This window comes from Thiocapsa bogorovii (assembly GCF_021228795.1).
Classification (GTDB): Bacteria; Pseudomonadota; Gammaproteobacteria; order Chromatiales; family Chromatiaceae; genus Thiocapsa; species Thiocapsa bogorovii.
This window is the reverse complement of record NZ_CP089309.1, coordinates 275,607-301,352: the sequence shown is the minus strand read 5'-3', so window position 1 is coordinate 301,352 and position 25,746 is coordinate 275,607. Positions and strand designations below refer to the sequence as shown.

Here is a 25,746-nt window from a genome sequence, read left to right as displayed (position 1 = left end):
GCCGATCATGCTTACATGGCGCGCGCCATTCAGCTCGCCGAGCTCGGGCGTTTCACGACCGACCCCAATCCGCGTGTCGGCTGTGTGATCGTGCGCGACGGTCGCATCGTCGGCGAGGGACTGCATCGGCGGGCCGGCGAGCCGCATGCCGAGCGTCATGCCTTGACCGAGGCGGGCGAGCGCGCCCGCGAAGCGACTGCCTACGTCACGCTGGAGCCCTGTTGTCATCAAGGCCGCACGCCCCCCTGTACAGACGGCCTGCTGGAGGCCGGGGTCGCGCGGGTCGTCTGCGCGATGGTCGACCCGAATCCGCTGGTTGCGGGGCGCGGTCTGCGATTGCTCGCCGAGGCCGGCGTCGCGGTCGAGACCGGCCTGCTTGAGGCCGAGGCGCGCGCGCTCAACCCGGGTTTCATCAAGCGGATGGAGCAGGGCCGCCCCCACGTCCGATGCAAGCTCGCGGCGAGCCTGGACGGGCGTACGGCGATGGCGAGTGGCGAGAGTCAATGGATTACCAGCGAGGCGGCGCGCCGCGACGTTCAGCGTCTTCGCGCCGGCAGCTCGGCGATCCTCACCGGGATCGGAACGCTGCTTGCGGACGATCCGAGTTTGAACGTAAGGCTCGGCACGGAGGATTTGCCGGGGATGGGTCCGGGCGAGACGATTCGCCAGCCCCTGCGGGTTGTCCTCGACAGCCGCTGGCGCACCCCGCCCGGTGCCCGCATCCTGACCCTGGCCGGGACGACCCTAATCGTCGGCGCGGTCGACGACCCCGGGCGGATGGCAGAGCTGAAGGGCGCAGGTGTCGAGGTGTATTTGTGCCCGGGAGACTCGGCGCAGGTCGATCTCGGTGCACTTCTGAGTGAGCTGGGTCGGCGCGAGATCAACGAGGTGCTCCTGGAGAGCGGGCCGACCCTCGCCGGGGCTGCCGTCGCGGCAGGTCTGGTCGACGAGATTCTGATCTACCTGGCTCCGCACCTGATGGGCGACGCTGGACGCGGTCTGTTTCGCCTGCCCGGACTCGATCGGATGCGCGATCGCATCCCGCTTGCGATCACCGATGTGCGCTCCGTCGGGCGAGATCTTCGTATCACGGCCCGCCCTGAGCCGACCGCCAGCGCGCCGAGTTAGGCCCGCCCGGCATCGCTCACCACTCAGACTATTCGGCACTCGTCATCGACATGTTCACCGGAATCATCCAATCCATCGGCCGCATCCAGCGGCTCGAGCCACGCGGCGGCGACGTGCGCCTGTCGATCGATGCCGGGAAGCTCGATCTTGCAAGCGCAGCGCTCGGCGACAGCATCGCGGTCAACGGCGTCTGTCTGACCGCAGTCGAGCTCCATGCGCACGGCTTCTCCGCGGATGTCTCCCGCGAGACCCTGTCCCTCACGACGCTCGGCACACTCACGCCCGGCAGCCCCGTCAATCTTGAGCCGGCGCTCACATTGGCGACCCCGCTCGGCGGACACCTGGTCAGCGGTCACGTCGACGGCGTCGGGCAGATCATCGAGCAGCGCGAGGATGCGCGATCCTGGCGGTTGCGTATCCAGGCCCCGGCGGAGCTGGCACGCTATATCGCGCCGAAGGGCTCCATCTGCGTGGACGGCACCAGCCTGACGGTCAATCAGGTGGACGGCGCCGTCTTCGAGCTCAACATCGTGCCCCATACGCTCGCAGAGACCATTATCGGCGGCTATCGCGGCGGTACCCGAGTCAACCTCGAGGTGGACCTGATCGCACGCTATCTGGAACGGTTGCTGCTGGGCGATGCCGCGGCCGGCTCCAGCGGCGCGACGCCCGGATTGACGATGGCCTTTCTGGCCGAGCATGGCTTTGTGCGATCCACGGGTTCATCGTCTTAAGCGATGGTGGTCGAGCGTTTCTGGGCACCGACTTTGCTAAACTAACCGGCTTTTCGCTCGGACGACATTTGAGTCATGGGACATTCAGGGCTTCACAGCATCGAAGAGATCATCGAAGAGCTCCGTCAAGGGCGGATGGTCGTGATCATGGACGACGAGGATCGCGAGAACGAGGGTGATCTGCTCATGGCGGCCGATTGCGTGACCCCGGAGGCCGTGAACTTCATGGCCAAATACGGGCGCGGTCTCATCTGTCTGACACTTAGCAAGGAGCACTGCGAGCGTCTGCGCCTGCCGATGATGGTGAGCGATAATCAGGCTGCCCATTCGACCGCCTTCACCGTTTCCATCGAGGCGGCGCGCGGCGTGACGACGGGCATCTCGGCAGCCGACCGAGCCACGACCATCCAAGCTGCGGTCGCGCCGGATGCGCAGCCGAAGGATCTGGTCCAACCCGGACACATCTTCCCGCTCATGGCCCAACCCGGCGGGGTCTTGGTGCGTGCCGGTCATACCGAGGCCGGATGCGACCTGGCCCGGCTTGCTGGTTATAGTCCCGCCGCGGTGATCGTCGAGATCCTGAACGAGGACGGCTCGATGGCGCGTCGTCCGGATCTAGAAGCCTTTGCCGAGACACACGGGCTGAAGATCGGCACCATCGCCGACCTCATTCATTATCGGGTTCGGCACGAGAAAGCGGTCTTGCGCGAGTGCGAGTGCGAGCTGCGCACGGATCACGGAACCTTCCGCCTGGTGGCCTACCGGGATAGTATCGACAACGAGATCCATCTCGCCTTGACCTTGGGCGAGATCAGTCCGGAACGGCCGACCCTGGTCCGGGTGCACCTTCAGAACACCCTGTGCGACCTCTTCGGCACGCGTCACAACGCCTGCGGTTGGCCGCTGCAGGACGTGATGCGGCAGGTCGCGACCGAGGGCGAGGGCGTGATCGTGGTGCTGCGCAACCGCGACAGTGCGGCCGACCTGCTGGCGCGTCTGAAGGACTTTCAGCTCCACGACGAGGACGACGTCGTGCCCGCGCGCCGCCAAGACCGCAACGCCCTGCGGACCTACGGGATCGGCGCCCAAATCCTCTCCGATATCGGCGTGCGTAAAATGCGCGTCATGAGTGCGCCCAAGGCGATGCACGCCATCTCGGGCTTCGATTTGGAAGTCGTCGAGTACACCGGCGGGAAGCCGGAGAGCGGTCCAGCGACCTGAGCCAGGGCGGATTCCGAGACGGAGAGTGCGAACCGCAAAGGCGCAGAGGACGCAAGGAACGCAAAGGATGACGAGGTCGCAATGCACAACCGGCAGGCACCTCGTCGATGAGAACAGCTTCCAAGACTTCGGTTTGAAACCCTGCGCGCCCTTGCGTCTTTGCGGTTTGAATCGAGACGAGCCAACTGATGAGTATCAAGACGATCGAGGGCGCCATGCGCGCCGACAATGCACGCTTCTGCCTGGTGGTGTCGCGCTGGAACAGTTTCGTGGTCGAGGCGCTCGAAAAAGGCGCTATCGACACACTCAAGCGCCACGGTGCTGCCGATGAGGCGCTGACCATCGTGCGGGTGCCGGGTGCCTTCGAAATGCCGGTGACCATCGAGCGTATCGCCGCCAAGGGCAACTTCGACGCCATCCTGGCGCTGGGTGCGGTGATCCGCGGCGGCACGCCCCACTTCGAATACGTCGCCGGGGAGTGCGTCAAGGGCATGGCCCAGGTCAGCCTCAAATACGCCATCCCGGTCGCCTTCGGCGTCCTGACCGTCGATACCATCGAGCAGGCGATCGAGCGTGCCGGCACCAAGGCGGGCAACAAAGGCGCCGAAGCGGCCATGTCCGCCATCGAGATGGTCGACCTCTTGCGGCAGCTCGATTGATGACGATCAGCCCCCGCAGCCAGTCACGCCGCTATGCCGCCTTGGCGCTCTATCAATGGCGGCTGACCGGCGAAGACCCGATGGAGATCAAACGCCATCTCCTCGATGACCCCGAATGGCTCGATGCACTTGCCGGCTCGCTGAACGGGGACGAGGACGACGCCGCGCCGCCCGATGCCAGGGAGCGGTTCAACTTCAACATGGAGCTGTTGGATCAACTGCTGACAGGCGTCCCGATCCATGTCGCCGAAATCGATGCGCAGCTCGACCGCGTCCTCGATCGACCCATCAGTCAGGTCGATCCGGTCGAGCTCGCGATCCTGCGCCTTGGGGCCTTCGAGATCCTCTTCTCCGACTCCGTTCCGGATCGCGTCGCCATCAACGAGGCGGTTGAGCTGACCAAGCTGCTCGGCGCCCACGAGGGGCACAAATACGTCAACGGTGTGCTCGACAAGGTCGCTCGCACACATGCGGCGGCGTCGGGTCGGCCGGTCTAGGTCTGCATGGCGACACCGGCCTCTTCAGGTCATCAGCGGGTCCGGCACGCTGATCCGACGTTGCGTCGAGGCAGGTCGAGCGACCCGACCCGCCCCACCGCGACCCGACCTTCGGGCACTGCCGATGCATGAAGGATCGCGCTCCGAGTTCGACCTGATCGGCCGCTTTTTCGCCGACCTGGGCGCGCCCCGTTCCGACGTCCTGCTCGGCGTCGGCGACGATTGTGCACTGCTCGAGGTCCCCGTCGGCCTGAGCCTGGCGGTCAGCATCGACACCCTGGTCGCCGGGATTCACTTCTTTCACGACTGCGCTGCCGAGGCCATCGGACACAAATCCCTAGCCGTCGGACTGAGCGATCTGGCCGCGATGGGCGCTGCGCCCGCTTGGGCGACGTTGGCCTTGACCCTGCCCGAGCGCGACGACGACTGGCTCGCGGCATTCGCCCGCGGCTTCGGCGACCTGGCCCGAGCCTATGGAGTGCGTTTGGTGGGTGGCGATACCACGCGCGGTCCCTTGAGCGTGACCGTGCAGGTTCATGGTGTAGTGCGCGCCGACACGGCGGTGCGGCGCAAGGGCGCTCGTCCCGGCGACATCGTTTGGGTCAGCGGAACCCTCGGCGATGCCGGGTTGGCGCTCCGGCTCATGCGCGAGGGCGGTCCGATCGATCAAGCCTTACGTGCGCGACTGGAACGCCCCGCCCCGCGCGTCGAGCTCGGCTCGGCGTTGCGTGGGATCGCCACCGCCATGATCGATCTCTCTGATGGTCTAGCCGGGGACCTCGGCCACATCCTTGCGGCATCCGGTGTCGGGGCCGAGCTCGACCTTGAGGCCTTGCCCCTGTCTCCCGCCGTCGCAAGCCGGATCGCATCCGAGGGTGATTGGTTGCTGCCGCTGTCGAGCGGAGACGACTACGAGCTCTGTTTCTGCGCGCCGTCCGAGCATACAGGGCTGATCGCATCGATGGCGGATGGGCTCGGCTGCGCCCTGACCGCCGTCGGGCGCATCCATGCAGAACCCGGGTTGTCCCTGAAGGGGCTTGACGGTGCCCCGATGCGCCTCTCGAGTGCCGGTTATGACCACTTCGCGAACAACACCTGACGGCATGCCTCAACGCGGCTTTCAGTCCGGCTTTAATCCGCGACGACTCGATCATTGGATCGCTTTCGGTTTCGGCTCGGGACTGGCCCCACGCGCGCCCGGAACCGCCGGCACGCTTGCCGCGATTCCGCTCTATCTGCTCCTGAGCACGCTTGCCTGGCCACTCTATGTCGGCTTGCTGGTCTTCTTCACCGTCATCGGGATCTGGGCCTGCGACCGCACGGCCCGCGACCTGGACTCCAAAGACCCGTCTGCGATCGTCTGGGACGAATGGGTCGGCTTCCTCCTGACCATGGTCGCCGCACCGGCCGGATGGGTCTGGATCCTCGCCGGTTTTGCACTCTTCCGGCTCTTCGATATCTGGAAACCCTGGCCGGTGAGCGTGGCGGACCGCAAGGTGCCCGGCGGCCTCGGCATCATGCTCGACGACCTGATCGCCGGGGCGATGGCGGGCATCCTCGTGGCACTCGCCGCCGCGTGGATACCGACCTGAAGGGAGCCGTTCAAACAACTGCAGGGGCAATCACCCCTAGGATCTCAACACCTAAGGTGATTTCCGGGAAATGATCTACCGCCGTGTAAGGGCGAATTTATTCGCCCTTAGGCGATTTCTGGAGAACCCTGTCCCAGAGCCGCACTGTAGGCAGGACTTCAGTCCGACAGGCTGTGGGTCGGACTTCAGTCCGATTCGGCGATATCACTATCCAGCAACGCCTTTGTCGGGCTGAAGCCCGACCCACAGCGGGTATGCCGTTTCGTGGAAATCACCTAAGACCGAAGGGCGGACCGCTCGGAGCCGGGTTGCTGATCAACGCGTCTAAATCTCCCCGACTCCTAAACCGCGGCCGCGCCGAGGTTGCAGATCCCGACCAAGGCCCATTCCGCCCGAGACGCTCATGAAGAACCCCAGGCCGCGGTTTAGTCGGCCTCGTCGATCTTCACGCACAGCACGTCGCAGGTCGGGTTGCGCAGCACGGAGCGCGCCGTGGAGCCGAAGAGCCCCAAGAACCCATGCCGTCCGCGGCTGCCGATGACGACGAGGTCGATATTCTGCTCGCCGGCAACCTCGTCGATGGTGCGCCCGGTCGGACCAATCCGAACCAGTCGGTCCGCGATCGGCACATCCATGCGATCGCCCAGCGCATCGAGCTCGCGCCGGGCGATCGCCAGCAGTTCTTCTTCCAGTTCCAGGTTTTCCGGGACGGCGACGTCACCGGCGTAGCCGACCGGCATGTACTCCATCGTCGGCGGTATGTGCTCGACGACATGCAGCAGGAAAAGCCGCGCTCCCAGCAACGTTTTGAGCTGCTGCGCGCGTGCGACAACCGGCTCGCTTTCCTTTTCGAAATCCACCGCGAGCAACAGGCGTTGATAGTCGTGGTTGTCCATCGCAAACCTCGCTGGCTGTAGCTAAACCTAAACCGCGTCCTGGAGTGGCATGAGCCGGCGCAGCTTTTTGGCCGGTCCGGCGCGCATGTGGGCGCGTCGGAGTCGACGCGGTTTCGGTCATTGAAGACCCTCTTCAAGTGTAATCGGCTTTCGAGATGTCACCAGCTCGTCGCCGTTGAACACGGGTTCTCAATCTCGCGTGCCTTCGAGCGAGCGGCGCGCTTGGTATCGGTATAGCGACCTGCGAATACGCACGCCAACACGCTCGATCAATGAAAAACCTAAACCGCGTCCGCTCCTGCGCTCGCTGGTTTCGCTGACTTCGCTCTCGCCCGAGATCTCACGGATCACGCATGACGCGGTTTAGCTGTCTTTCTTCAGGAGATCGGCCAGTCCTTCGAAGGGGTTGTGTGTCGTCTGCTTTCCCGCCACGCCCGGTTTGGCGACCCGGCCGCCGGCCAGGGCGGCAAGGTGCTCCTCGTACTTTTGGTGCTCGTTGTCGTGGCAGTAGACGCAGAGTAGCTCCCAGTTGCTGCCGTCGGGCGGGTTGTTGTCGTGGTTCATGTCCTTGTGATGGACGGTGAGCTCGCGCAGGTTCTCGCGGGTGAAGGTGCGTGCACACCGGCCGCAGACCCAGTCGTAGAGCTTCAGTGCCTGCTCGCGATAGCCGGCGGCGCGCTCCTCGCTGGCCTTGCGGGCATCGGCGACGACGCGATCGAGCTTGGCACTGTCGATGGGTTTGCCGGTTTTGGCGTGACGCGGACCGCGGCTCGAGGTCATCGAGGTGTCCCCTTGTGGATTGGCGATGCCGCCAATCTTAGCCGTTCTGGCCGTTTCAAACATGACCCCGATCAGAAAGCCGGCCGCATGGGCGCTGTGCACCGGCGCCCATGCGGTGTCGCTCGGCACGCTCCTTAGCAAGCACCGCGCCGGTCACGGGTTTGCCGTCGATCCAGACTTCCTCCAAGTCGCGGAGTCGATCGCGGCCTTGAACCCGCGGGCGAGCCCGGCCGAGGTGCGACGCTCGGCCTAGTCGCTCCGGGGCGGGGTCCACGGGATTACGGTTCTGGCCTTGACCTGCAAGCTCGCGATCGGCGGCGACGCCCCTGCGGAGGTCTTGACGGTCGAGCTGATCGGGCGTTATCTGGACGGGCTGGTTCGCGCCGATCGAAGCCACGGTCGCGCTCCAAGCTCGCCGTTGCGCCGGTCGGACGGGTAGGGTGGACGAGCGAGAGCGAAGTCCACCAATCCCTGCTGCCGAGCGGCGCTCGCCGGGTGACATTGGGTGGATTGAGGGAGACCGAGCGATGTCGGCAAATTTCGCAATCTTGATCGGCGCAAGCGCCGCCATCGCGGCCTTGCTGGCCCTCTGGGCGATCGTGCGCCATCTGCAAGGCAAGGCGTGCGAAATCCACGCAACCGCCGATCTCTGGTCGGGACGCCGCTACGCCTGTCCGGACTGCGGGACCGCGATGGATGCCGGCTGGGTCATGCTCGGCAAGGGTGCGATCTGGTCATCGCGCGAGCAGGGACCACCCGGAACCTTCGCGCACATCGGCCGAGCCCTGCCCAACACCATCAGCATGTCGCTTCGGCCGGCGGTCAACATGGCGTGGCGATGTCCGAGCTGCCGACTCGTGTTGATCGACTACACCAAGCTCGTCAAACCGGCCGGCCGGGGCGGCACCGCCTAGGACCGATCCCGCCGCCACGGGTCGCCGCCGACGGGGCGGCGGCGCCGACTCAGTCGATGATGTCGGTGATCTTCCAGTCCGTGCCCTGCAACATCATCCGCACATGGGTCGGGGAGCGGCCCAAATCGCCGATGCGGATCAGGAAGCGGTTGTAGGACTCGAAAAAGGCGAAGTCGATCCCGCCCAGGAGATAGGGCGTACTCTGACCGGTGGCTCGCGTGACCGCGCCCCGCAGCGTGTCGCGCACCCAGGGTAGGGTGATCGCCTGCTCGAGCGCCGAGTCGCCGAGGCGATCGACATTTTGGCGGATCCAGCTCATGACGCTTTCCGGGTCGTCCGAGGGGAAGATGCCGTCGACCCCTGCGGCGACGCGTGCCTTGTAATTGGCACGGATCGCCGGCAGGTCCACCATCGTTGCGAGCTGAGCCGTGCCCTCTTGATTGATCGCCTCGTCGAGACGGAAGACCGTGAAATAGGGCCAGATGCCGTAGCCGATCAGCGCGAACAGGATCAGATATCCAAACAGTCGCATGGTCTTCGGGTCTCGAGTGATGAAACGGGCTGAGAATTCTACCCGCAAGCCTCCGCCCGGTATAATCCCCCGACCGGACAGACCGCAGAGACGAGGCTCTCAATGCCGATCGCGACCACAGCTCGAGACTTTCCCCGCACCCGGTCGGCCCTCTGGTCCGGTGCCGATGCGTTCTCGCGCGTCGGCCCCTTGCCGTGAACGTCACCGACGGTCTGCGGATCTTTCTGGTCGGCGGCGCCGTGCGCGACCGCTTGCTCGGGCGCGCGGTCGGCGAGCGTGATTTCGTCGTAGTCGGCGCCACACCCGATGAGCTTCTCTCCCGCGGTTTCCAGCAGGTCGGCAAGGACTTCCCGGTCTTTCTTCATCCACAGACCAAGGACGAGTACGCCTTGGCGCGCACCGAGCGCAAGACCGCACCCGGTTATCACGGTTTCGCGGTGCACGCGGACCCGGACATCACACTCGAGGAGGACCTGCAGCGCCGGGATCTCACCATTAATGCGCTCGCCGAGGATCCGTCCGGAGTCCTGATCGATCCCTACGGAGGGCTTGCGGATCTCCAGGCGCGCGTCTTGCGACATGTCTCGCCGGCCTTCGCGGAAGACCCGGTCCGCATCTTGCGGCTCGCCCGCTTCGCGGCCCGCTTCAACGACCTCGGTTTCCGCATCGCGCCCGAGACCATGGATTTGATGCGCGGGATGGTCGCGGCCGGCGAGGTCGACGCACTCGTCCCCGAGCGGGTCTGGCAGGAGTTGGCGCGCGCGCTCTGCGAGGATCGGCCTTCGCGCTTCTTCAAGGTGCTGCGCGACTGCGGCGCGCTGGTCCGGCTGCTGCCCGAGGTCGATCGGCTGTGGGGCGTGCCCCAACCGGTCAAATGGCACCCCGAGATCGATACCGGCGTCCATGTCATGCTGGTGGTCGACATGGCCGCGCGGCTGTCTCCGGATCTCGGCGTGCGCTTCGCCGCGCTCTGTCACGACCTCGGCAAGGGCACCACGCCGCCCGAGATCCTGCCGAGCCACAGGGGTCACGAGGAACGCAGCGTCGATCTGCTCGAGGCCATCTGCGAGCGTCTGCGTGTCCCCGTTCGCTTTCGCGAGCTGGCCCGCATCACGGCACGCTACCACGGCCTCGTCCACAAGGTCGACGAGTTGCGCGCGACGACCATCCTCGATCTCTTGGAGGGCGCCGACGCCTTCCGGCGGCCGGAGCGCTTCCACCGGATGCTGACGGCCTGCGAGGCCGATTTTCGAGGCCGCGCCGGCTATGCCGATCGCGACTATCCGCAGGGCGAGACCCTGCGTCGGTTGCAGGCAGCCGTCGCGGCCGTGGATGTCGGCGCCGTTGCCCGCGCCGCACGCGAGCCGCGACTCATCCAGGAGCACATCCGCGCAGCGCGCGTCGCCTCCTTGAAGACGGCCATGCGCAGCGCCTCCGAAACGTCTGCGGGCTCCACAGCCGTCCAAGAGGCACCCGACATGTGACGTGGGTAATCGCCCTTACGAGGAGGCGCGGCGCTAGGCGCTTCGGATGACCGGTTCATTGCTCGGGCCGTCCATCCGAAGGCGTTGCCTTCCGTCCGCTCGCTCCTGAGGAGACGTTTATGCAACCTGTCCGGTATCTCCCCCGTCCCGTTCCCGAGGCCCTGACCGGTCTGGTGGACCTGGCACTGGACCTGCGCTGGAGCTGGAACCACCGGGCCGACCAGCTCTGGGAGCAGGTGGACGCGGAACTCTGGGACGCAACAGGCGACCCCTGGTTGATCCTCGAAAGCGTCACGCAGGAACGTCTGCATGCCCTGGCGAGGGATGGTGGGTTCCTGCGGGATCTCGCCGAACAGGTCGCTGCCCGTCACGGGCAGCTGCGGCAGCCGAGCTGGCTCGGCGGCATCCGTGCTGCCGAGACGCTCGGGACCGTGGCCTATTTCAGCATGGAGTATGGTCTGAGCGAGGCCCTGCCCATCTACTCCGGTGGGCTCGGTGTCCTGGCCGGCGATCACCTGAAGACTGCAAGCGATCTCGGTGTGCCATTGGTCGGAGTCGGTCTGCTCTATCAGCAGGGCTACTTCCGCCAGAGCATCGACGCAGGGGGCGAGCAGCGCGAGCTGTTTCCGTACAACAACCCATCCATGCTGCCCGTGCTGCCCCTGCGGGACGGCGAAGGCGGCTGGCTAAGGGTCGACCTGGAGCTGCCCGGCAGGACCCTGCGGCTGCGGGGCTGGGAGGTGCGGGTCGGTCGCGTGCACCTGTATCTGCTCGACAGCAACGATCTGCTCAACACGCCGAGTGACCGCGGCACCACCAGCGAACTGTATGGCGGCGGCCCGGAGCTGCGGCTGCAGCAGGAGATGGTGCTGGGGATCGGCGGCTGGCGACTGTTGGAGGCGCTGGGGATCGCTCCTGACGTATGCCACCTGAACGAGGGCTACGCCGCTTTTGCGGTGCTGGAGCGGACGCGTGCCTTCATGCGCGGCAACAACCGAGACTTCCGCGAGGCCCTGTGCGCGACTCGGCCCGGAAACCTGTTCACCACCCACACCCCGGTGGCAGCCGGATTCGACCGGTTCTCCCCGGCGCTGGTCAGTCAATACCTCGCCGCTTATGCACAGGACCTGGGTCTCTCGCTGCCTGAGCTCCTGGCCCTCGGCCGGGCCGATGCCGCGGCGGAGACCGAGCCCTTCAACATGGCCTACCTTGCGCTGCGTGGCAGCGGTGCAGTCAACGGCGTTAGCCAATTGCACGGGACAGTATCCCGCCGGATCTTCGGGCCACTGTTCCCGCGCCGGCCTGCAGATGAGGTCCCGATCGGGCATGTCACCAACGGCGTCCATGTCCCCTCCTGGGACTCGGCCGCGGCCGACGACATTTGGACCGATGCTTGCGGCAAGGGCCCCTGGCTGGGTGCGCTCGAGGTCCACGAGGAGGCGATCCGCGCCCTCGACGACGAGGCGCTTTGGCGCTTGCGCACCGCGGGGCGTGCGCTGTTGACGGAAGCGGTCCGGCAGCGTCAGGCGCGTCGGATCGCCGAGAGCGGGGAAGTCGGCGTGCGCGTCCCCGAGCCGCTCGACCCCAATCGTCTCACCATCGGCTTTGCCCGCCGCTTCGCCGCCTACAAGCGCCCGGACCTCCTGCTGCACGACCCGGCCCGGCTGGTGCGGCTCATCACCGACCCGCAGCGGCCGGTCCAGATCGTCGTCGCCGGCAAGGCTCACCCCAGGGATCAGGAGGGCAGGGAGCTGATCCGCCGCTGGATCGAGTTCACTAGGCAAGCAGAGGTGGACGGGCGGGCCGTCTTTCTCGCCGACTATGACCTCGCCCTGGCGGCGGACCTGGTTCAGGGTGTCGACCTCTGGATCAACACCCCGCGGCGTCCCTGGGAAGCGAGCGGAACCAGCGGGATGAAGCTCCTGGTCAACGGTGGACTCAATCTCTCCGAGCTGGACGGATGGTGGGCCGAGGCCTGGTCGCCCGAGGTCGGCTGGGCCATCGGCGACGGACGGGAGCACGGCGATGACGCGGCCTGGGACGCCGCCGAGGCCGGCGCACTCTACGACCTTCTGGAGCGGGAGGTGATTCCGGCTTTTTACGAGCAGCGGGACGCCAAGGGTATCCCCTCCGCCTGGGTCGCGCGCATGCGCGAGAGCATGGCTCGGCTCACACCGGAGTTCTCCGCCAACCGCATGGTGCGGGAATACACCGAACGTTACTACGTGCCGGGGGCGGTCGCCCAACGCAGGCGCTCGGCCGACCAGGGTAGGCTCGGTGCCGAGATCGCGGCGTGGCAACAGCGTTTGGAAAAGGGTTGGCCGCGGCTGCACTTCGGTGCCCTTTCCGTCACCCATGCGGACAACCTGCTGCGTTTCGATGTCGAGGTCTATCTCGACGATCTCGCGGGCGCGGATGTCGCCGTGGAGCTATACGCGGCCTCTCCCCGGAACGACAGTGCGCCGACGCGCATCACCATGGACCGTGTGCGTCCGCTGGAGGGGACAATTCAGGCCTTTCTGTATACAGCCACCATCGAGACACAACGTCCCGCCGAGGACTTCACACCGCGGATCGTACCCGTCCATGCCGAAGCGGCGACGCCGCTGGAGGCTCCCTACGTCGTTTGGCAGCGTTGAAGATGTCCGCAGACGGCCGCCGATTCAGTGGAACCGGGAAGGCCGGCCCGGAGCGCATTCAATACGCACACTTCGACGCCGCGCATGTGGAACTTTCGACGTCTATTACCTGACGTGACGGCCTTGGGTTGGTGCAGATCGGGTTCGAGCGCGTCGGCTTGGTGAAGGTCCTGGTTCCAGCCTCGGCCGACGAACACATTCGAGCAGATCTCTTGGCCGAGGGCCTACAGCCTCTCGGCTTGCCGAAGCTTGACCTCTGCGAGGATTCGCCGGCCCGTTTCGGAATCCGCAAGCGCCCGCCAACGCTGGAGCCGCAGGCCCAATAGCCACCAAAGCGCCCCTGCAAAGATCAGGGCCGCGACGTCAACCGAAAAGAACAGGATCTCGCTTTCCCGATGGGACTGCAGGCGCCCCTCCAAGCGGTCGTAGACAGCCTTCGAGTGGGCATCTGCCCGCGCGCAGAGCAGGCGTGTGCCTTCCGTGTATTCTGGTGAGTGCAACAGTCTCAGCGCCGCATCCGAGCGATCCTCCAGGGCTGCATCCATCGCGGCGACCTCGATAGTGCCGAGCTCGCGGGAGAGGTCGGCAAGTGCCGCCAGACTGGACCTGTCAGCGGCCTGGTCCGGGAGCCCGACAGCCGCGTCGATCTCAGCCTCCAGCCGCCGCTTCGCAGTGCTGTACGCGCCGCGTCGATCATCGCCATCCCCGAACAGGACAACGTGGTGCGCCGCTTGGGTCAGCTCCCACCTCAGCTTACGAACACTGGCGATCGTCTCTGTCTGGCGTACGAACTCTGTCCCGACCTGACCGAAGAAGCGGTGCGACTCGTAGATGTGCCAGCCGAGAAAGGCAATGAGCAGTGCCGCGACCGCGGTCGCGAGCAAGAGCCAACGCAGGAAAGGAATGTGCTGCTGTTGCATCGACGATCGACCATGCGCAGGCACGGCCGCCTCCTCTTGCTGCCCGCCCTTCGGCGGCTCTCCTTGCAGTACCGTATTGGGCAAGGCGTTGGCCATTGTATTTCCGGATCACCTATTTCCGGATCACTCCTTGCTCGCGGGCGTTGAGATGACGTCGCCAATTACCGACCGACTCGCGGTTCAGGGCAGCGAGCAAGCTGGCTCCCGGGGCGCCAGCTTGTCGCCGCCCCTGAGTCAGTCAGCGCCAGGCAACCGTGTGAGGTAGACCCCGGCCATGCCGTCCTCCTCAGTGCCGCCAGCGACCGCCATCTTGGCGCTCACCGCGAGCCAGTGACCTCGCAGACCCTCGCGCTCCAGGCCAACCTCGACGACGGTCGAGCCGACCGGTGCCTCGGGGTCGAGCAGCTGGCCGTCGGTGCGGTTATCGACCACGGTGACGGGCGTCTGTCCGGGCGCCTCGCTGAGATACACGCCGACCCGGTTGCCGCTCACGGCCTTGAAGGCAGTGCGCTCGCCCGAGACCGCGACGAAGGCGGAGGAGCGCCACCGGGCCGGCTCGCCATCCTCCTCGCTGCCGTCCTCGCCTCCGCCGACGCCGGGCACCATGCCCGAGAAGTTCCAGAGCAGGAAATCGCCGTACTGCGTCGGCGCCCTGGCGACCGCAGAGGTGGTGTCCCCGGTGACGGTGTCATGCAGGAAAATGCCCTGGCTTACGGGCGTCTTGGCCGAGCAGCCCTGCGGCTCCGGGCACTGCATCAGGCAGAACGCGATGCGGTCCTTGTTGCCCTCGGTCGGGCAGTGCAGGCGGATCGTGCGCATCCTCCCCCAAGCGCCCCAGAACGCTACGTAGCGCCCGTCGAACGCCACGCCCTCGCCCAGGCGGTTGAACGCGGCGCCTTTGCGCTCGCCGGGGACCTGGTCACCAATGCTACGCCGGCTGCTCGCGCGCGCGGATCGGCTCTTCCCGCAGTTTGCGACCCACAACGCCCACACGATCGCGGCCGTGCTGGAGTTGGCCGGGACGACGCGCGGTTTCGAGTTTCAGCGTCTGCACGGCATGGGCGAGGCTCTATCGACGGGTCGTCGAGGGCGCCGATCTCGGGTCGGCTGCCGCATCTATGCTCCGGTCGGCCGCCATGAAGATCTCCTGCCCTATCTGGTGCGCCGTCTCCTGGAGAACGGGACCAACAGCTCCTTCGTCAACCGTCTGCGCGACGAGCGTCTGCCGATCGAGGCGATCGTACAGGATCCCATTGCCCGGAGGCGCGCGCTCGCAGGTCAGCCGGATCCGCGGATCGCGATGCCTCGGGAGATCCTGTTGCCCGAGCGAAGACTCGCGCGCGGTTTGGATCTCGCCTCGCCGAGTGAGCTGGCACGGTTGCGCGAGGCCATGCGCACGGCTGACGGACCCTGGATCGCGGCGCCGATCATCGACGGCATGATGGCCGAGGCGGGACTGCGGCCCGTGGCCTCGCCCGCCGATCGCACACACGAGATCGGCGGGGTCCGCGATGCCGACCGGACCGAGATCGAGCGGGCCCTCGCCCTTGCCGCGAAGGCAGCGCCCGCGTGGGCGGCGCGCGATGCCGAGGAGCGTGCCGCCTGTCTCGATCGCGCGGCCGACGCACTGGAGGCCGATCCTGCCTGCCTTCATGACGCTGGCGGTGCGCGAGGCCGGCAAGACCCTGCCCGATGCACTTGCCGAGGTCCGCGAGGCGGTGGACTTCTGCCGCTACTAAGCCGCCCGAGCGCGCGCGGGGCTGGGTTCCGAGCCCGTGTCGTGGGCATCCATGTCCGGGCGCGCCGCGAGGTTCGAGGCCGGCGGCGTCTTCGTCTGCATCAGCCCCTGGAACTTCCCGCTCGCGATCTTCATCGGGCAGGTGAGTGCGGCCTTGGTGGCCGGCAACGCGGTTCTGGCCAAACCCGCCGAGCAGACCCCGTTGATCGCTGCGCGTGCGGTCCGGCTCCTGCACGCGGCCGGTGTGCCGGTTGCGGTCCTGCATCTCTTGCCGGGGGAGGGGGCCCGCGTCGGGGCCGCGCTGGTGGCCGACCCGAGGATCGCCGGGGTCTGCTTCACCGGCTCGACCGACGTGGCGCATTCCATCAATCGGCTGCTCGCGGTGCAGTCCGACCGCCGCCGCGTGCTGATCGCCGAGACGGGCGGGCTCAACGCCATGATAGTCGAAAGCACCGCCCTGACCGAGCAGGTCATCCGCGACGTCCTGTCCGTTGCCTTCCGCAGTGCGGGCCAGCGCTGCTCGGCGCTGCGGTGCTGTTCCTCCAGGAGGGCATCGCCGAGCAGACGCTCGACTTGCTCGCCGGGGCGATGGACGTGCTCAGACTCGGGGACCCGGGCCTGCTCGAGACCGACGTCGGCCCGGTCATCGACGGCGAGGCGGCGGCGATTTTGGCGTCGCACGCGCGGTGCATGGAACGCGAGGCACGCCTCATCCGATGTGTCGCGCCGGGACCCGAGGCCGAGCACGGCTGGTTCGTTGCCCCCCGCGGCCTTCGAGCTGGACCATGCCGGCCAGCTCGAGCGCGAGGTCTTCGGGCCGCTCCTGCACGTGGTGCGTTTCGCGTCGGATAGGCTCGGCGCAGTCGTCGACAGCATCAATGCCAAGGGCTACGGCCTCACGCTCGGCGTGCACACCCGGATCGACGCGACTTGGGGCCGGATTGCCGCACGTGCCTGGGTCGGCAACATCTATGTCAATCGAAATCAGATCGGCGCCCTGGTCGGCATCCAACCCTTCGGTGGGCGGGGGCTTTCGGGGACCGGGCCCAAGGCGGGCGGACCCTATTACCTCGAGCGCTTGGTTGCCGCTCGATCTGCCGCAGGCCTCTCGGACGATGCGAGCCGGGTCGGCACCGGGTTCGGCCGAACGGTTTCACTTCAGGGGGGCGACTTACCTGCGCCGACAGGGCCGATCGGCCTGTCCCGCCGGGATCTGGAGGAGGCATTCAGCCGAGCGGACGCTGCCCGGCCGCCGGATCTCGAGACTCGGACGACAATCCTCGAGCGGGTGGCAGCGCGGATCGAGGGTGCAGCCGGCCCATGGCTCAGCGGCCTTGCGGCCCGGGCGCGCGCCATGCTTGCCGCCCCGCTGGCACTCGCGGGCCCGACCGGCGAGGAGAACCAGCTCCTCCTCGAACCGCGCGGCCGTATCGCCTGCATCGCCGAGGATCCGGCCCCGCTCGTCATCCCGATCGGTGCGGCCTTGGCCACCGGCAATCGGATCATTGCCGTCGGCCCGGAGGCCGGCCGTACCGTGCAGCATTTCATCGAGGCCGGGAACGGACGCGCTCCCGGAGGACCTCGCCGCCGATGCGCGTCTCGACGGACTCGCGTTTCATGGGACCGAGGCGTTTGCCGCCCGCCTCGACGTCGCACTCGCCGGCAGCGAGGGATCGATTCGCCCCCTGATTCTCTGGGCCGACGTCGGCGCCGGCATCGGCATCCCGCCGGCCGGCAGCGCCGGGTGGATGCGCCGATTTCTGACCGATAAAGACCGTTTCGCGCGACACCACCGCTTCGGGTGGCAATGCCGCCCTCCTTGTAGCCGCCGACGAGGAGGTCGGCTGAAGTAGGTGTCGATCGCTCTGTCCGACGATTCAGTTGGCTGTCGCCGGACTCCCGCTCCCCAGCGTCCGACCGTGATCGGTCGCAGGTTCAGCGATGTCCGGCGGAGACACTGTACCCCTTCAGGTGTAAGTTGAGTCGCCCATCCCCTGGGCGTTGCCGGTGTGTCGATGCCGGGAAACCGCTATGTCAGGCTCCGCGCATTCTCTTATCCTTCACGCGCTTTTCGGGCGCGAGGTGGGTCGCGCCTCGTCTCCAAAGTCAGACAACAATCAGGGGCGCGACGATGACGAAGAGGGTTGCAAGGCTGTTGGTCGGGGCGGTTGGGCTCGGGATGGCGTCGCTGACGCAGGCGTACGATCTGCCCGCCGTCAATCTCGGGTTTACGAGCTTTCTGGACGGTGCGCCGTCGTCGGGGCCAGGATGGTACGCCCAGCAGTACGTGCAGTTTTATCGCAACGGTCGCCTCAAGGATGCGGGCGGCGCTGATCTGCGTCTGCCCACCGCACGCGGGCTCGAGAAGGCAGAGGTCGAGGCGAACATCGGTTTGACCCAGCTCGTTTATCAATCGGACCAGTCCCTGCTGCTCGGCGGCAAATGGGGCATGAATCTCATGTTGCCCTATGCCGGCTTCGATCTGGATCCGAAGGACAACTTCGCGCTTTCGGCGAACGGCGCAAATTCGGGGATCTCTTGATCGGCCCCTACCTTCAGTGGGATCCCATCATGGGTCCCAACGGACCCAGATTCGTGCAGCGGGTCGAATTTCAGCTGATCTTCCCAACAGGCTCCTACGACGCGAACGATGCCCTGAACGTCGGCAGCAATTACTTCTCCTTCGCTCCCTATTGGGCCGCGACGGCCTTCCTGACACCGAAATGGACGGCCTCCTGGCGCCTGCACTATCTCTGGAACGCCGAGAACGACGATCCCTACAAGCCGCTCGGGGCCAACGATACTCAAGCCGGCCAGGCCGTCCATGCCAACTTTGCGAGTGCTTACGAGGTGCTGCCGAATCGTCTGCGAATCGGCATCAACGGCTACTTTCTCAAGCAGTTCACCGAGAGCAAGATCGATGGTAGGGGTGTGCGCGACAGCGAGGAGCAGGTCATCGGTATCGGCCCCGGGCTGGTCTACCACTTCTCCAAACACGACCATCTCTTCGTCAACGCCTATTGGGAGACGGAGGCGGAGAATCGCCCCGAGGGCTCCAGGTTCAAACTGAGGCTCGTGCATCATTTCCATTGAAAAGGCCGAGCCGCTCGCGCCGGGCGTTCAGTAAACAGGTGTCGTGTCCCCGCCGTCGACGGTGAGCACGGCACCGTTGACGAAACTGGCGGCATCCGAGCACAGCCAGGCGATCGCGGCCGCCGTCTCGCGGGGGTCTCCGAGGCGATTCATCGCCGAGTACTTCGCGGTCATGGTGCGGTACTTCTCCGTGGCGCCTTCCGCATTGGGATCGACGATCCCGGAGACGGTGAAGCCGGGCGCGACGACGTTGATCCGAAGCCCCCGCTGTCCGTAATCCACCGCTGCTGTCTTCGACAATCCGATCACACCGAACTTGCTGGCGCAATAGGCCGCATGCCCGGCGTCGCTGGGTTTGAGACCGTAGATCGAGGAGACATTTACGATCGCCCCCGCGCCCTGCGCCAGCATGACCGGGATCTGATGCTTCATGCACAACCAGACGCCGGTGAGATTGATACCGATGACCCGGTCCCAGTTGGCCCGCTCGATCTCCGCCGTCGGTATCTTGACGTCGCCTGTAATGCCGGCACCGTTTACGGCACAATCGAGTCGGCCGAAGCGCTCGATCGTGGCCTCGACCATGGCCTCGACCTCGTTGTCGAGGGCGACGTCGGACCTCACGAAGATCGCTTCGCCTCCGAACGCCGCGATCGCGTTCAGCACCGCGTCGCTGCCTTCCGGCCGGTCGGCGGCCAGGACCACCTTGGCTCCGCCGCGCGCGAGCGCGATCGCAGTCGCCGCGCCGATCCCGCTGCTCCCGCCAGTGACCAGTGCCACCTTGCCTTCAAAGGTCCGCATAGATGCCTCCATGGTGGAATCGACTCAGTCGGTGGTAAGGGGGGCCGAGCCTTCGAAACCGATCCGAGGTTCGCGGGATCGGAGACCCGGAAGAGCTCCGGTGATAACTTAGTCGTTTTCGGTCGGCCTTGCCTGATCCGAAGGCGGCCGTCCGCTGAACGCGCCCGGGAGCGCAAGGCTGGTCGAGATCGGTGCTCGCCGCGCCGCCTCCCCGAGTTGGGTCAAGATACGGCGCGGGGACGTCAACCCGGTACCGGTCCGCCCCGCTCGTTACCCTTCTCCTCTTTCCTCCGCGGCCTGCGGGCCCGGGGCGGCCCGGAGGGCCCATGCAGATTCGCCTCTCGACGCTCCTCACGCTTGGGCTGCTCTCCGGCCTGACACCCTTTGCCATCGACATGTATCTACCGAGCCTGCCCGCGATCGCGCAGGACCTGGACTCGACGATCGAGCTGGCTCAGCTGAGCGTGACGGCATACCTGGGCGTCTTTGCTCTGGCCCAATTGGTTCTGGGCCCGGCCTCGGATGTCCACGGACGGCGGGCGACCATCGGCGGTGGCCTGGCGCTCTTCTGTTTGGGTGCGCTCATGTGTGTCTTGGCCGAGCGGATGGAGACGCTGCTGTTGGGGCGCGCCGTTCAAGGACTGGGCGGAGCGGCGGTGGCGGTGACGGTGCCCGCTCTGGTGCGGGACCTCTTCGAGCGCGATCACTACGCGCGGGTGATGAGTCTGGTGATGTTGACGACGGCACTGGCGCCTCTGCTGGCGCCGTCCATCGGCGGGGCCATCGTCTCTTATCTGGAGTGGCATTGGGTCTTCGTCGCGCTCTTGGTCCTGGGCTTGACCGCGAGCGGGCTCTTTTTTCGGCTGATCCCGGAGACCCTTCTGCACGCGGATCGCCACCCGCCCGAGTTGGCTCGGGTTTTACGCAATTACCGGAGCTTGCTCCGACATCGGGTCGGTATGGGATATTTGCTGACCGGGGCCTTCTCCTTCGGCGGCATGATGACGTACATCGTCACCTCGCCCTTCGTGTATATCGAGCTGCACGGGGTGCCGGTGGGTTGGTTCGGGGTCTTCTTCGGGGCGAATGTGGCCTTGGCGATGGTGGTGACCAGCCAGAATGCCCGATTGGTTGTCCGTCTCGGGGCGGAGCGTCTGCTGCGTTGGGGACTTGGTGTGCAGGTGCTGTCGGCGCTGATTCTGCTGGGGCTGAGTCTTTGGGGGACGCCGCCGCTGTGGGCCATCGTCGGCGCGACCCTACTTTATCTCGGGATGGCGGGGGTCGTGCTCGGCAATTCAATGGCCGGGTTTATGGCCCACTTCGCGCGGATGGCCGGGACTGCATCGGCCTTCTCAGGGGCGTCGCGCTTCGGGCTCGGCGCGGTGATGGGATCCCTGGTCAGCCTGATGCATACCGGGGATGCGAAGCCGATGCTGTTCGGCATGGCGATGTGCGGCTTGGCGGCCGGCGGGAGCTATTGGCTCCTCTGCTGTCCCCCTCAAGAGACGACGAGGGGGCCAGGCTGACCTTGCGTCGGCCGCGTATCACAGATGTATCGGGTCCGCAGTGAAGACGATGGTGAGCCATCGATCCGGCCCCGCGCCGCCGATGGCGTCTCCGATCTCGGATCGCAGTGCGTCGATCTCGCCGACCGGGAGGCTGAGGTCGGGCGGCACCAGGACGGAGATCTCGATAAATCGGGCGCGGCCGGCCTTGGAGAGATAGCTGCGATAGTCCGAAAAGCCGTGGCGGGCCACGAAGTCGGTCATGACCGAACGGACGTGCGCGTCCATGTTAGGCGGGCTGATCAAGAGGATCTCGCCGAACGATTCGCGCGCCTCGCGGAAGGGCAGGGGCAGGAGAAAGAGTGCGACGGCGGCCAGCACAAGGGGGTCGACGTAGCGGATGAAACCCTCCGCGTCGGTGCCTTTCATCGCCAGCGCCGCGCCGAAGGCAATCAGCAGCGCGGTGGTGATCAGGGCCGACATCAGCCATGCCTTGACGTCCAAGCGTACCAGACCCGAGTCGATGCGCTCGGCCTGGCGGCCCATCCACCACCACATCCCGTAGGAGATCAGGGCGACACTGCACGCGTAGACGAGGGCCATGCCGAACTCGGGCTCGTAGCCGCCCTTGAGGATGCTGTTCACCGCACTGAAGAAGGCGTAAGCGACCAGGACGATGAGCACCGATGCCTTCAGTGCGATGACCATCGGCTCCAGATGCCAGAACCCGTACTGGAAGCGGCGATCGCCTTGGCTGGCGACCAAGCGCGCCACGACAAGTGTCAGCCAGGTCACCGCGACATCGACGAGCGAGAAGAATCCGTCGAAGAGAATAGCGGTCGATCGGGCCAAGAGCCCGAACAGGATGCCGAGCCCGGCGATCACCAGGGTCGCGCCCAACGAGATCCACAACAAGCGCGCTTCAAGCTCGCTTCGCAACCGCATCACGCGCTCGATCGATGCCATGGATTCTCTGTCTCCAGTGTTGCCGGTCACCCGCCGCGCGGCGTCGCTGCCGGGCCGTCGGATTTACCGGATCGGTGATCGGTGGCCGGACGGCGGCGTTGGCCGGGGTTGCTCGGGTGTGCTGACGATGTATGGGGCCGAGCGATTATAGGCGAGCGCCGCGAGGCTGCGGCAGAGCGTTTAAGGGTCGGGTTCGCCGCCTGCGCGACATAGAGGAATCAGGATGTATCGACAGCGTTTTTCGGGCCGGATCCGGTCCGCCGATCTGGACCGATCCGGCGACGCAAGCGCCGTCGTGGCCCTGCTGAACGCCTACGCCGAGGATGCCATGGGTGCGGACGGGCCGCTTTCCGAGGACGTGAAGGAACGTCTGGTGCCGGCCTTGCGAGGCATTCCCGATCATTTGGTGCTCCTGGCCTTCGATGGGGAGGATGCCGTCGGGCTGGCGATCTGCTTTCAGGGGTTCTCGACCTTCCGTGCCAGAGCGCTGCTGAATATCCACGATTTGGCGGTGCTTCCAGGCCATCGGGGCAGGGGTATCGCCACTGCGCTGTTGGCGGCGATCGAGGCAGAGGCGAGGCGACGCGACTGCTGTAAGCTCACGCTCGAGGTGCGCGAGGACAATCCGCGAGCCGAGGGGCTCTACCGCGCGCTTGGCTTCGGCGCCGGGAGTGCCGGCGAGCGCTCCGTACAATACCGATTCATGGAAAAGCGTCTCGGGTCGAGCGCCTGAGCATGGGCGAAGCGTGATTCGATACCCGGGACCATGCAGCGTTTCCGGGGCCGGGCCGCACAGACGCAGTCTGCCGACCATCTGTCTTCGAATCCCTCTCACGGAGCCACGGATCTTAGGGTGTCTCTGCGTGATCTTCGTGTCTCCGTGAGAGAGTCTCCCGATATTTCGACCACTTGACCAAGGAGTCACCATGTCCGCTCTCTTCCAACCCTTCACGCTCAAGGACGTGAGGCTGCGCAACCGCATCGCCGTGCCGCCCATGTGCCAATACTCGGCGATCGACGGTTTCGTCAACGACTGGCATCTGGTGCATCTTGCCGGTCTCGCGCGAGGCGGCGCCGGTCTGGTCATCGTCGAGGCGACCGCGGTCTCCCCGGAAGGGCGCATTACGCCCAACTGTACCGGTCTTTGGAACGACGAGCAGGGGCAGGCGCTTGCGCACGCAGTCGAGGCCATCAAGGCGGCCGGCGCCGTGCCGGGCATTCAGATCGGACATGCCGGCCGGAAGGCGAGCGCAAACCGTCCGTGGGAAGGCGACGATCACATCCCCGAGGGCGACCCGCGCGGATGGAAGACGATCGCGCCCTCGGCGATCCCCTACGGTGCGAATCTCCCGAAGGTGCCGCAGGCCATGACCATGGACGACATCGCTCGGGTACGCTCCGACTTCAAGGCCGCTGCACGGCGCGCGCGGGATGCCGGGTTCCGCTGGCTCGAGCTGCATTTCGCGCATGGCTATCTGGGCCAGAGCTTCTTCTCCACCCATTCCAACCAGCGCGAGGATGCTTATGGCGGGAGCCTGGAGAACCGGTGCCGATTCCTGTTGGAAACACTCGATGCCGTACGCGAGGTGTGGCCCGAGAATCTTCCCCTGACCGCGCGATTCGGCGTGATCGAATACGACGGACGCGATGAGGAGACACTGGCCGAGTCGATCGAGCTGGCCAAGGCGTTCAAAGGCCACGGTCTCGATCTCTTGAGCGTGAGCATTGGATTTTCCACCCCGACCGCTCGGATCCCGTGGGCGCCGGGATTTCTCGCGCCCGTCGCGGAGCGCGTGCGGCGCGAGTCCGGGCTCTCGGTGGCGTCTGCCTGGGGGTTCGACGTCCCTGAGATCGCCCAAGGCGCTGTCGCGAGCGCGCAATTGGATCTGGTGATGATCGGGCGCGCGCACTTGGCGAACCCGCACTGGCCGTACGAAGCCGCCCGCACGCTGGGTGTCGAGCGCTCCGCCTGGATACTCCCTGCGCCTTATGCCCACTGGTTGCAAAGTTACGCAGGGTGGAAGTCGTGAATCGCCTAAGCCTGTGGTGCGGAAATCAAAGAAAAATCAGGATCGTCAGATAGTGGCTGATGCTGCCCGCGAGCACGAAGAGGTGCCAGACACCGTGGGACCAGGAGAAGCGACTGTCCAAGGCGTAGAAGATGATGCCGAAGGTGTATAAGAGGCCGCCGGCCACGAGCCCGCGGACGCCGGCCGCAGGTAGGCTTTCCACCAGGGGCTCGAGTGCGAAGACGATCAGCCAGCCCATGGTGAGATAGATGATCATCGGCAGGATTCGCCGTCTTCCGTGGGGGATGCTGTCGATCAGGACACCGATGCCGGCGAGGGTCCAGATGGCCCCGAACATCCACCACCCCGTCGACCCCTTCAGTACCAGCAGGCTGAACGGGGTGTATGTGCCGGCAATCAGCAGGTAGATGGCTGCATGGTCGAGGATCTTGAAGACCTGCTTTGTGCGCCCCCGGAGGCTGTGATAAAGGGTCGAGAAGAGGTAGAGCAGAAACAGCGTGGCGCCGTAGACACTGAAGCTGACGATCCGAAGGGCGCCACCCTGCATCCCGGCAAGGGTCACGAGCACCGCGACACCGATCAGCGCGAGGACCGCGCCGACCAGGTGCGAGATGCTGTTGAAGCGCTCTCCTGCGTACATCGGATGCGACGCGGTGCGGGATCAATTCCCTGCGATGCGTTGTCCGTCGGCGAGCCAGTGGCGCAGACGGTTCGAGTCGCCGACAGGCGTGAGCTTGCCGACCGCGTCCAGAAAGACGACATAAAGTCGCCGATCGCCGATTCGGGTCTGCATTACCAGGCAATGGCCGGCCTCGTTGATGAACCCGGTCTTGCTCACCTCGACATGCCATTCCGGGTTGCGCACCAGCGGATTGGTGTTGCGGTACTCCAGGGCGCCGGCGCCGGCGAAAGGCTGGACCTTCATCTCGCCAAGCGAGGTGGCTTCACGGATCAAGGGATACTGGGCAGCACCGCGAACCATCTTGACCAAATCCTCGGCCGTGGAGCGGTTGCGGTTGTCCAGCCCGCTGCTGTCGACAAAGGAGGTATCGCGCATTCCGAGTGCTTGGGCCTTGCGGTTCATGGCCGCAACGAATCGCGGCGTCCCGCCCGGCGAGGTGCGCGCCAGGGCGGCGGCGGCACGGTTGTCCGAGGACATGAGTGCGACCATCAGCATCTCGCGGCGCGATAATGTCGCTTGGCCGATCCGCAGGCGCGAGCGGCTGTGGCGCAGGGTGTCGCGGTCGGCCTCGGTGATGGTGATGGGCGCATCTAAAGAGGCGCCGGAGTCCAAGACCACCATCGCCGTCATCAGCTTCGTGACGGAGGCAATGGGTTTGACATCCCGGGTGTTCTTGCCGTAGATCCGGTTGCCCCTTTCGTCGACGATCAGGGCGCTGGCTGAATTGATCTTGAGGGCCGAGGTGCCGGAGCCCTGGTGCTGAGTCGCGGCGAAGGCGTCGCTGCAGAGGATGATGCCGGCGAGCATCAGTGCCGATAAGAGCATCGGACCGATCTCTTTGATCGATCGAGCCTTCCTGGCTGGAGGGTGCAGCGGGCCGAGTAGGTTGATCGGCGACAACGACAATGGGGGCATGAGAGGGATATCTCGGCGAT

28 protein-coding genes and 1 pseudogene are annotated in these 25,746 nt (G+C 66.0%); 20 read left to right on the top strand and 9 right to left on the bottom strand.

The features are described from left to right. Positions 1–15 precede the first annotated feature (15 nt). From ribD to LT988_RS01365, 7 genes are all read left to right on the top strand, one after another. The gene (gene ribD / locus LT988_RS01395; protein ID WP_232410665.1) at positions 16–1,128 is read left to right on the top strand and encodes a bifunctional diaminohydroxyphosphoribosylaminopyrimidine deaminase/5-amino-6-(5-phosphoribosylamino)uracil reductase RibD; all 1,113 of its coding nucleotides are present in this window, start codon (positions 16–18) and stop codon (positions 1,126–1,128) included. Positions 1,129–1,178: 50 nt separating this feature from the next. Next, a complete protein-coding gene (locus LT988_RS01390) occupies positions 1,179–1,862 on the top strand; it encodes a riboflavin synthase (protein ID WP_232408492.1) in 684 nt (227 codons plus the stop codon). 75 nt (positions 1,863–1,937) lie between these two features. Continuing rightward, complete coding sequence (gene ribBA, locus LT988_RS01385) at positions 1,938–3,083, top strand: bifunctional 3,4-dihydroxy-2-butanone-4-phosphate synthase/GTP cyclohydrolase II (RefSeq protein WP_232408491.1); 1,146 nt, start codon at positions 1,938–1,940, stop codon at positions 3,081–3,083. A 188-nt stretch (positions 3,084–3,271) separates the two neighbouring features. Further along, complete coding sequence (gene ribH, locus LT988_RS01380) at positions 3,272–3,742, top strand: 6,7-dimethyl-8-ribityllumazine synthase (protein WP_232408490.1); 471 nt, start codon at positions 3,272–3,274, stop codon at positions 3,740–3,742. Further along, positions 3,742–4,239 carry a transcription antitermination factor NusB gene (nusB, locus tag LT988_RS01375; RefSeq protein WP_232408489.1) on the top strand — a complete coding sequence of 166 codons (498 nt, stop codon included), beginning with the start codon at positions 3,742–3,744 and terminating at the stop codon, positions 4,237–4,239. Before ribH ends, nusB begins: the two co-directional genes overlap by 1 nt. Positions 4,240–4,363: 124 nt before the next feature. Next, positions 4,364–5,338 (top strand): thiamine-phosphate kinase, encoded by a 975-nt coding sequence (thiL, locus tag LT988_RS01370; protein ID WP_232408488.1) that lies wholly within the window; start codon positions 4,364–4,366, stop codon positions 5,336–5,338. Positions 5,339–5,342: 4 nt separating this feature from the next. Beyond that, positions 5,343–5,831: a phosphatidylglycerophosphatase A family protein gene (locus tag LT988_RS01365; protein WP_232410664.1), complete on the top strand. Its 489-nt coding sequence runs from the start codon at positions 5,343–5,345 to the stop codon at positions 5,829–5,831. 425 nt (positions 5,832–6,256) lie between these two features. Here the strand turns inward: LT988_RS01365 and LT988_RS01360 are convergent, their stop codons facing one another. Next, the gene (locus tag LT988_RS01360; RefSeq protein ID WP_232408487.1) at positions 6,257–6,727 is read right to left on the bottom strand and encodes a universal stress protein; all 471 of its coding nucleotides are present in this window, start codon (positions 6,725–6,727) and stop codon (positions 6,257–6,259) included. Positions 6,728–7,090: 363 nt separating this feature from the next. Then, the gene (locus LT988_RS01355; RefSeq protein ID WP_232408486.1) at positions 7,091–7,507 is read right to left on the bottom strand and encodes a YajD family HNH nuclease; all 417 of its coding nucleotides are present in this window, start codon (positions 7,505–7,507) and stop codon (positions 7,091–7,093) included. A gap of 61 nt (positions 7,508–7,568) precedes the next feature. Between LT988_RS01355 and LT988_RS01350 the strand changes: the two genes are divergently transcribed. The 3 genes from LT988_RS01350 (at position 7,569) to LT988_RS01340 (ending at position 8,421) form a co-directional block, all read left to right on the top strand. After that, positions 7,569–7,760, top strand: coding sequence for a hypothetical protein (locus tag LT988_RS01350; RefSeq protein ID WP_232408485.1), 192 nt, complete (start codon positions 7,569–7,571; stop codon positions 7,758–7,760). Between the two features lie 39 nt (positions 7,761–7,799). Further along, positions 7,800–7,946 (top strand): hypothetical protein, encoded by a 147-nt coding sequence (locus LT988_RS01345; protein ID WP_232408484.1) that lies wholly within the window; start codon positions 7,800–7,802, stop codon positions 7,944–7,946. Between the two features lie 88 nt (positions 7,947–8,034). Next, a complete protein-coding gene (locus LT988_RS01340) occupies positions 8,035–8,421 on the top strand; it encodes a PF20097 family protein (protein ID WP_232408483.1) in 387 nt (128 codons plus the stop codon). A gap of 49 nt (positions 8,422–8,470) precedes the next feature. Here the strand turns inward: LT988_RS01340 and LT988_RS01335 are convergent, their stop codons facing one another. Then, positions 8,471–8,953: a DUF2939 domain-containing protein gene (locus tag LT988_RS01335; protein ID WP_232408482.1), complete on the bottom strand. Its 483-nt coding sequence runs from the start codon at positions 8,951–8,953 to the stop codon at positions 8,471–8,473. Between the two features lie 194 nt (positions 8,954–9,147). Between LT988_RS01335 and LT988_RS01330 the strand changes: the two genes are divergently transcribed. Both LT988_RS01330 and glgP read left to right on the top strand, forming a co-directional pair. Further along, entirely contained in the window at positions 9,148–10,437 is a 1,290-nt protein-coding gene (locus LT988_RS01330; RefSeq protein WP_269752087.1) for a multifunctional CCA addition/repair protein, read from the top strand. 119 nt (positions 10,438–10,556) lie between these two features. Then, positions 10,557–13,076 (top strand): alpha-glucan family phosphorylase, encoded by a 2,520-nt coding sequence (gene glgP, locus LT988_RS01325; protein ID WP_232408481.1) that lies wholly within the window; start codon positions 10,557–10,559, stop codon positions 13,074–13,076. A 224-nt stretch (positions 13,077–13,300) separates the two neighbouring features. On the opposite strand, the gene LT988_RS01320 is transcribed toward glgP, so the two are convergent. Continuing rightward, positions 13,301–14,092 (bottom strand): hypothetical protein, encoded by a 792-nt coding sequence (locus tag LT988_RS01320; protein WP_232408480.1) that lies wholly within the window; start codon positions 14,090–14,092, stop codon positions 13,301–13,303. 138 nt (positions 14,093–14,230) lie between these two features. Continuing rightward, positions 14,231–14,815: a hypothetical protein gene (locus LT988_RS01315; RefSeq protein ID WP_232408479.1), complete on the bottom strand. Its 585-nt coding sequence runs from the start codon at positions 14,813–14,815 to the stop codon at positions 14,231–14,233. Between the two features lie 106 nt (positions 14,816–14,921). Between LT988_RS01315 and LT988_RS25460 the strand changes: the two are divergent. From LT988_RS25460 to LT988_RS01295, 5 genes and pseudogenes are all read left to right on the top strand, one after another. Beyond that, positions 14,922–15,575 (top strand): annotated as a pseudogene (locus tag LT988_RS25460) (proline dehydrogenase family protein); the annotation flags it as partial. 16 nt (positions 15,576–15,591) lie between these two features. Next, entirely contained in the window at positions 15,592–15,735 is a 144-nt protein-coding gene (locus tag LT988_RS01310) for a hypothetical protein (protein WP_232408478.1), read from the top strand. Positions 15,736–15,786: 51 nt separating this feature from the next. Next, complete coding sequence (locus LT988_RS01305; RefSeq protein ID WP_232408477.1) at positions 15,787–17,505, top strand: aldehyde dehydrogenase family protein; 1,719 nt, start codon at positions 15,787–15,789, stop codon at positions 17,503–17,505. A gap of 360 nt (positions 17,506–17,865) precedes the next feature. Then, positions 17,866–18,276: a transporter family protein gene (locus LT988_RS01300; protein ID WP_232408476.1), complete on the top strand. Its 411-nt coding sequence runs from the start codon at positions 17,866–17,868 to the stop codon at positions 18,274–18,276. Beyond that, positions 18,177–18,827 (top strand): SphA family protein, encoded by a 651-nt coding sequence (locus tag LT988_RS01295; RefSeq protein ID WP_408648032.1) that lies wholly within the window; start codon positions 18,177–18,179, stop codon positions 18,825–18,827. Before LT988_RS01300 ends, LT988_RS01295 begins: the two co-directional genes overlap by 100 nt. A 27-nt stretch (positions 18,828–18,854) precedes the next feature. Here the strand turns inward: LT988_RS01295 and LT988_RS01290 are convergent, their stop codons facing one another. Beyond that, complete coding sequence (locus tag LT988_RS01290) at positions 18,855–19,628, bottom strand: glucose 1-dehydrogenase (RefSeq protein ID WP_232408474.1); 774 nt, start codon at positions 19,626–19,628, stop codon at positions 18,855–18,857. A gap of 326 nt (positions 19,629–19,954) precedes the next feature. Here LT988_RS01290 and LT988_RS01285 point away from each other — a divergent pair, with 326 nt between their 5' ends. Continuing rightward, positions 19,955–21,154, top strand: coding sequence for a Bcr/CflA family multidrug efflux MFS transporter (locus LT988_RS01285; RefSeq protein ID WP_232408473.1), 1,200 nt, complete (start codon positions 19,955–19,957; stop codon positions 21,152–21,154). A gap of 18 nt (positions 21,155–21,172) precedes the next feature. On the opposite strand, the gene LT988_RS01280 is transcribed toward LT988_RS01285, so the two are convergent. Continuing rightward, the gene (locus LT988_RS01280; protein ID WP_232408472.1) at positions 21,173–22,099 is read right to left on the bottom strand and encodes a cation diffusion facilitator family transporter; all 927 of its coding nucleotides are present in this window, start codon (positions 22,097–22,099) and stop codon (positions 21,173–21,175) included. Between the two features lie 223 nt (positions 22,100–22,322). Between LT988_RS01280 and LT988_RS01275 the strand changes: the two genes are divergently transcribed. Then, a complete protein-coding gene (locus tag LT988_RS01275) occupies positions 22,323–22,832 on the top strand; it encodes a GNAT family N-acetyltransferase (RefSeq protein WP_232408471.1) in 510 nt (169 codons plus the stop codon). A 193-nt stretch (positions 22,833–23,025) separates the two neighbouring features. Then, positions 23,026–24,129: an NADH:flavin oxidoreductase/NADH oxidase gene (locus LT988_RS01270; protein WP_232408470.1), complete on the top strand. Its 1,104-nt coding sequence runs from the start codon at positions 23,026–23,028 to the stop codon at positions 24,127–24,129. A gap of 25 nt (positions 24,130–24,154) precedes the next feature. Here the strand turns inward: LT988_RS01270 and trhA are convergent, their stop codons facing one another. Then, the gene (gene trhA / locus LT988_RS01265; protein WP_232408469.1) at positions 24,155–24,769 is read right to left on the bottom strand and encodes a PAQR family membrane homeostasis protein TrhA; all 615 of its coding nucleotides are present in this window, start codon (positions 24,767–24,769) and stop codon (positions 24,155–24,157) included. A 21-nt stretch (positions 24,770–24,790) separates the two neighbouring features. Beyond that, complete coding sequence (pbpG, locus tag LT988_RS01260; RefSeq protein ID WP_232408468.1) at positions 24,791–25,636, bottom strand: D-alanyl-D-alanine endopeptidase; 846 nt, start codon at positions 25,634–25,636, stop codon at positions 24,791–24,793. Positions 25,637–25,746 lie beyond the last annotated feature (110 nt).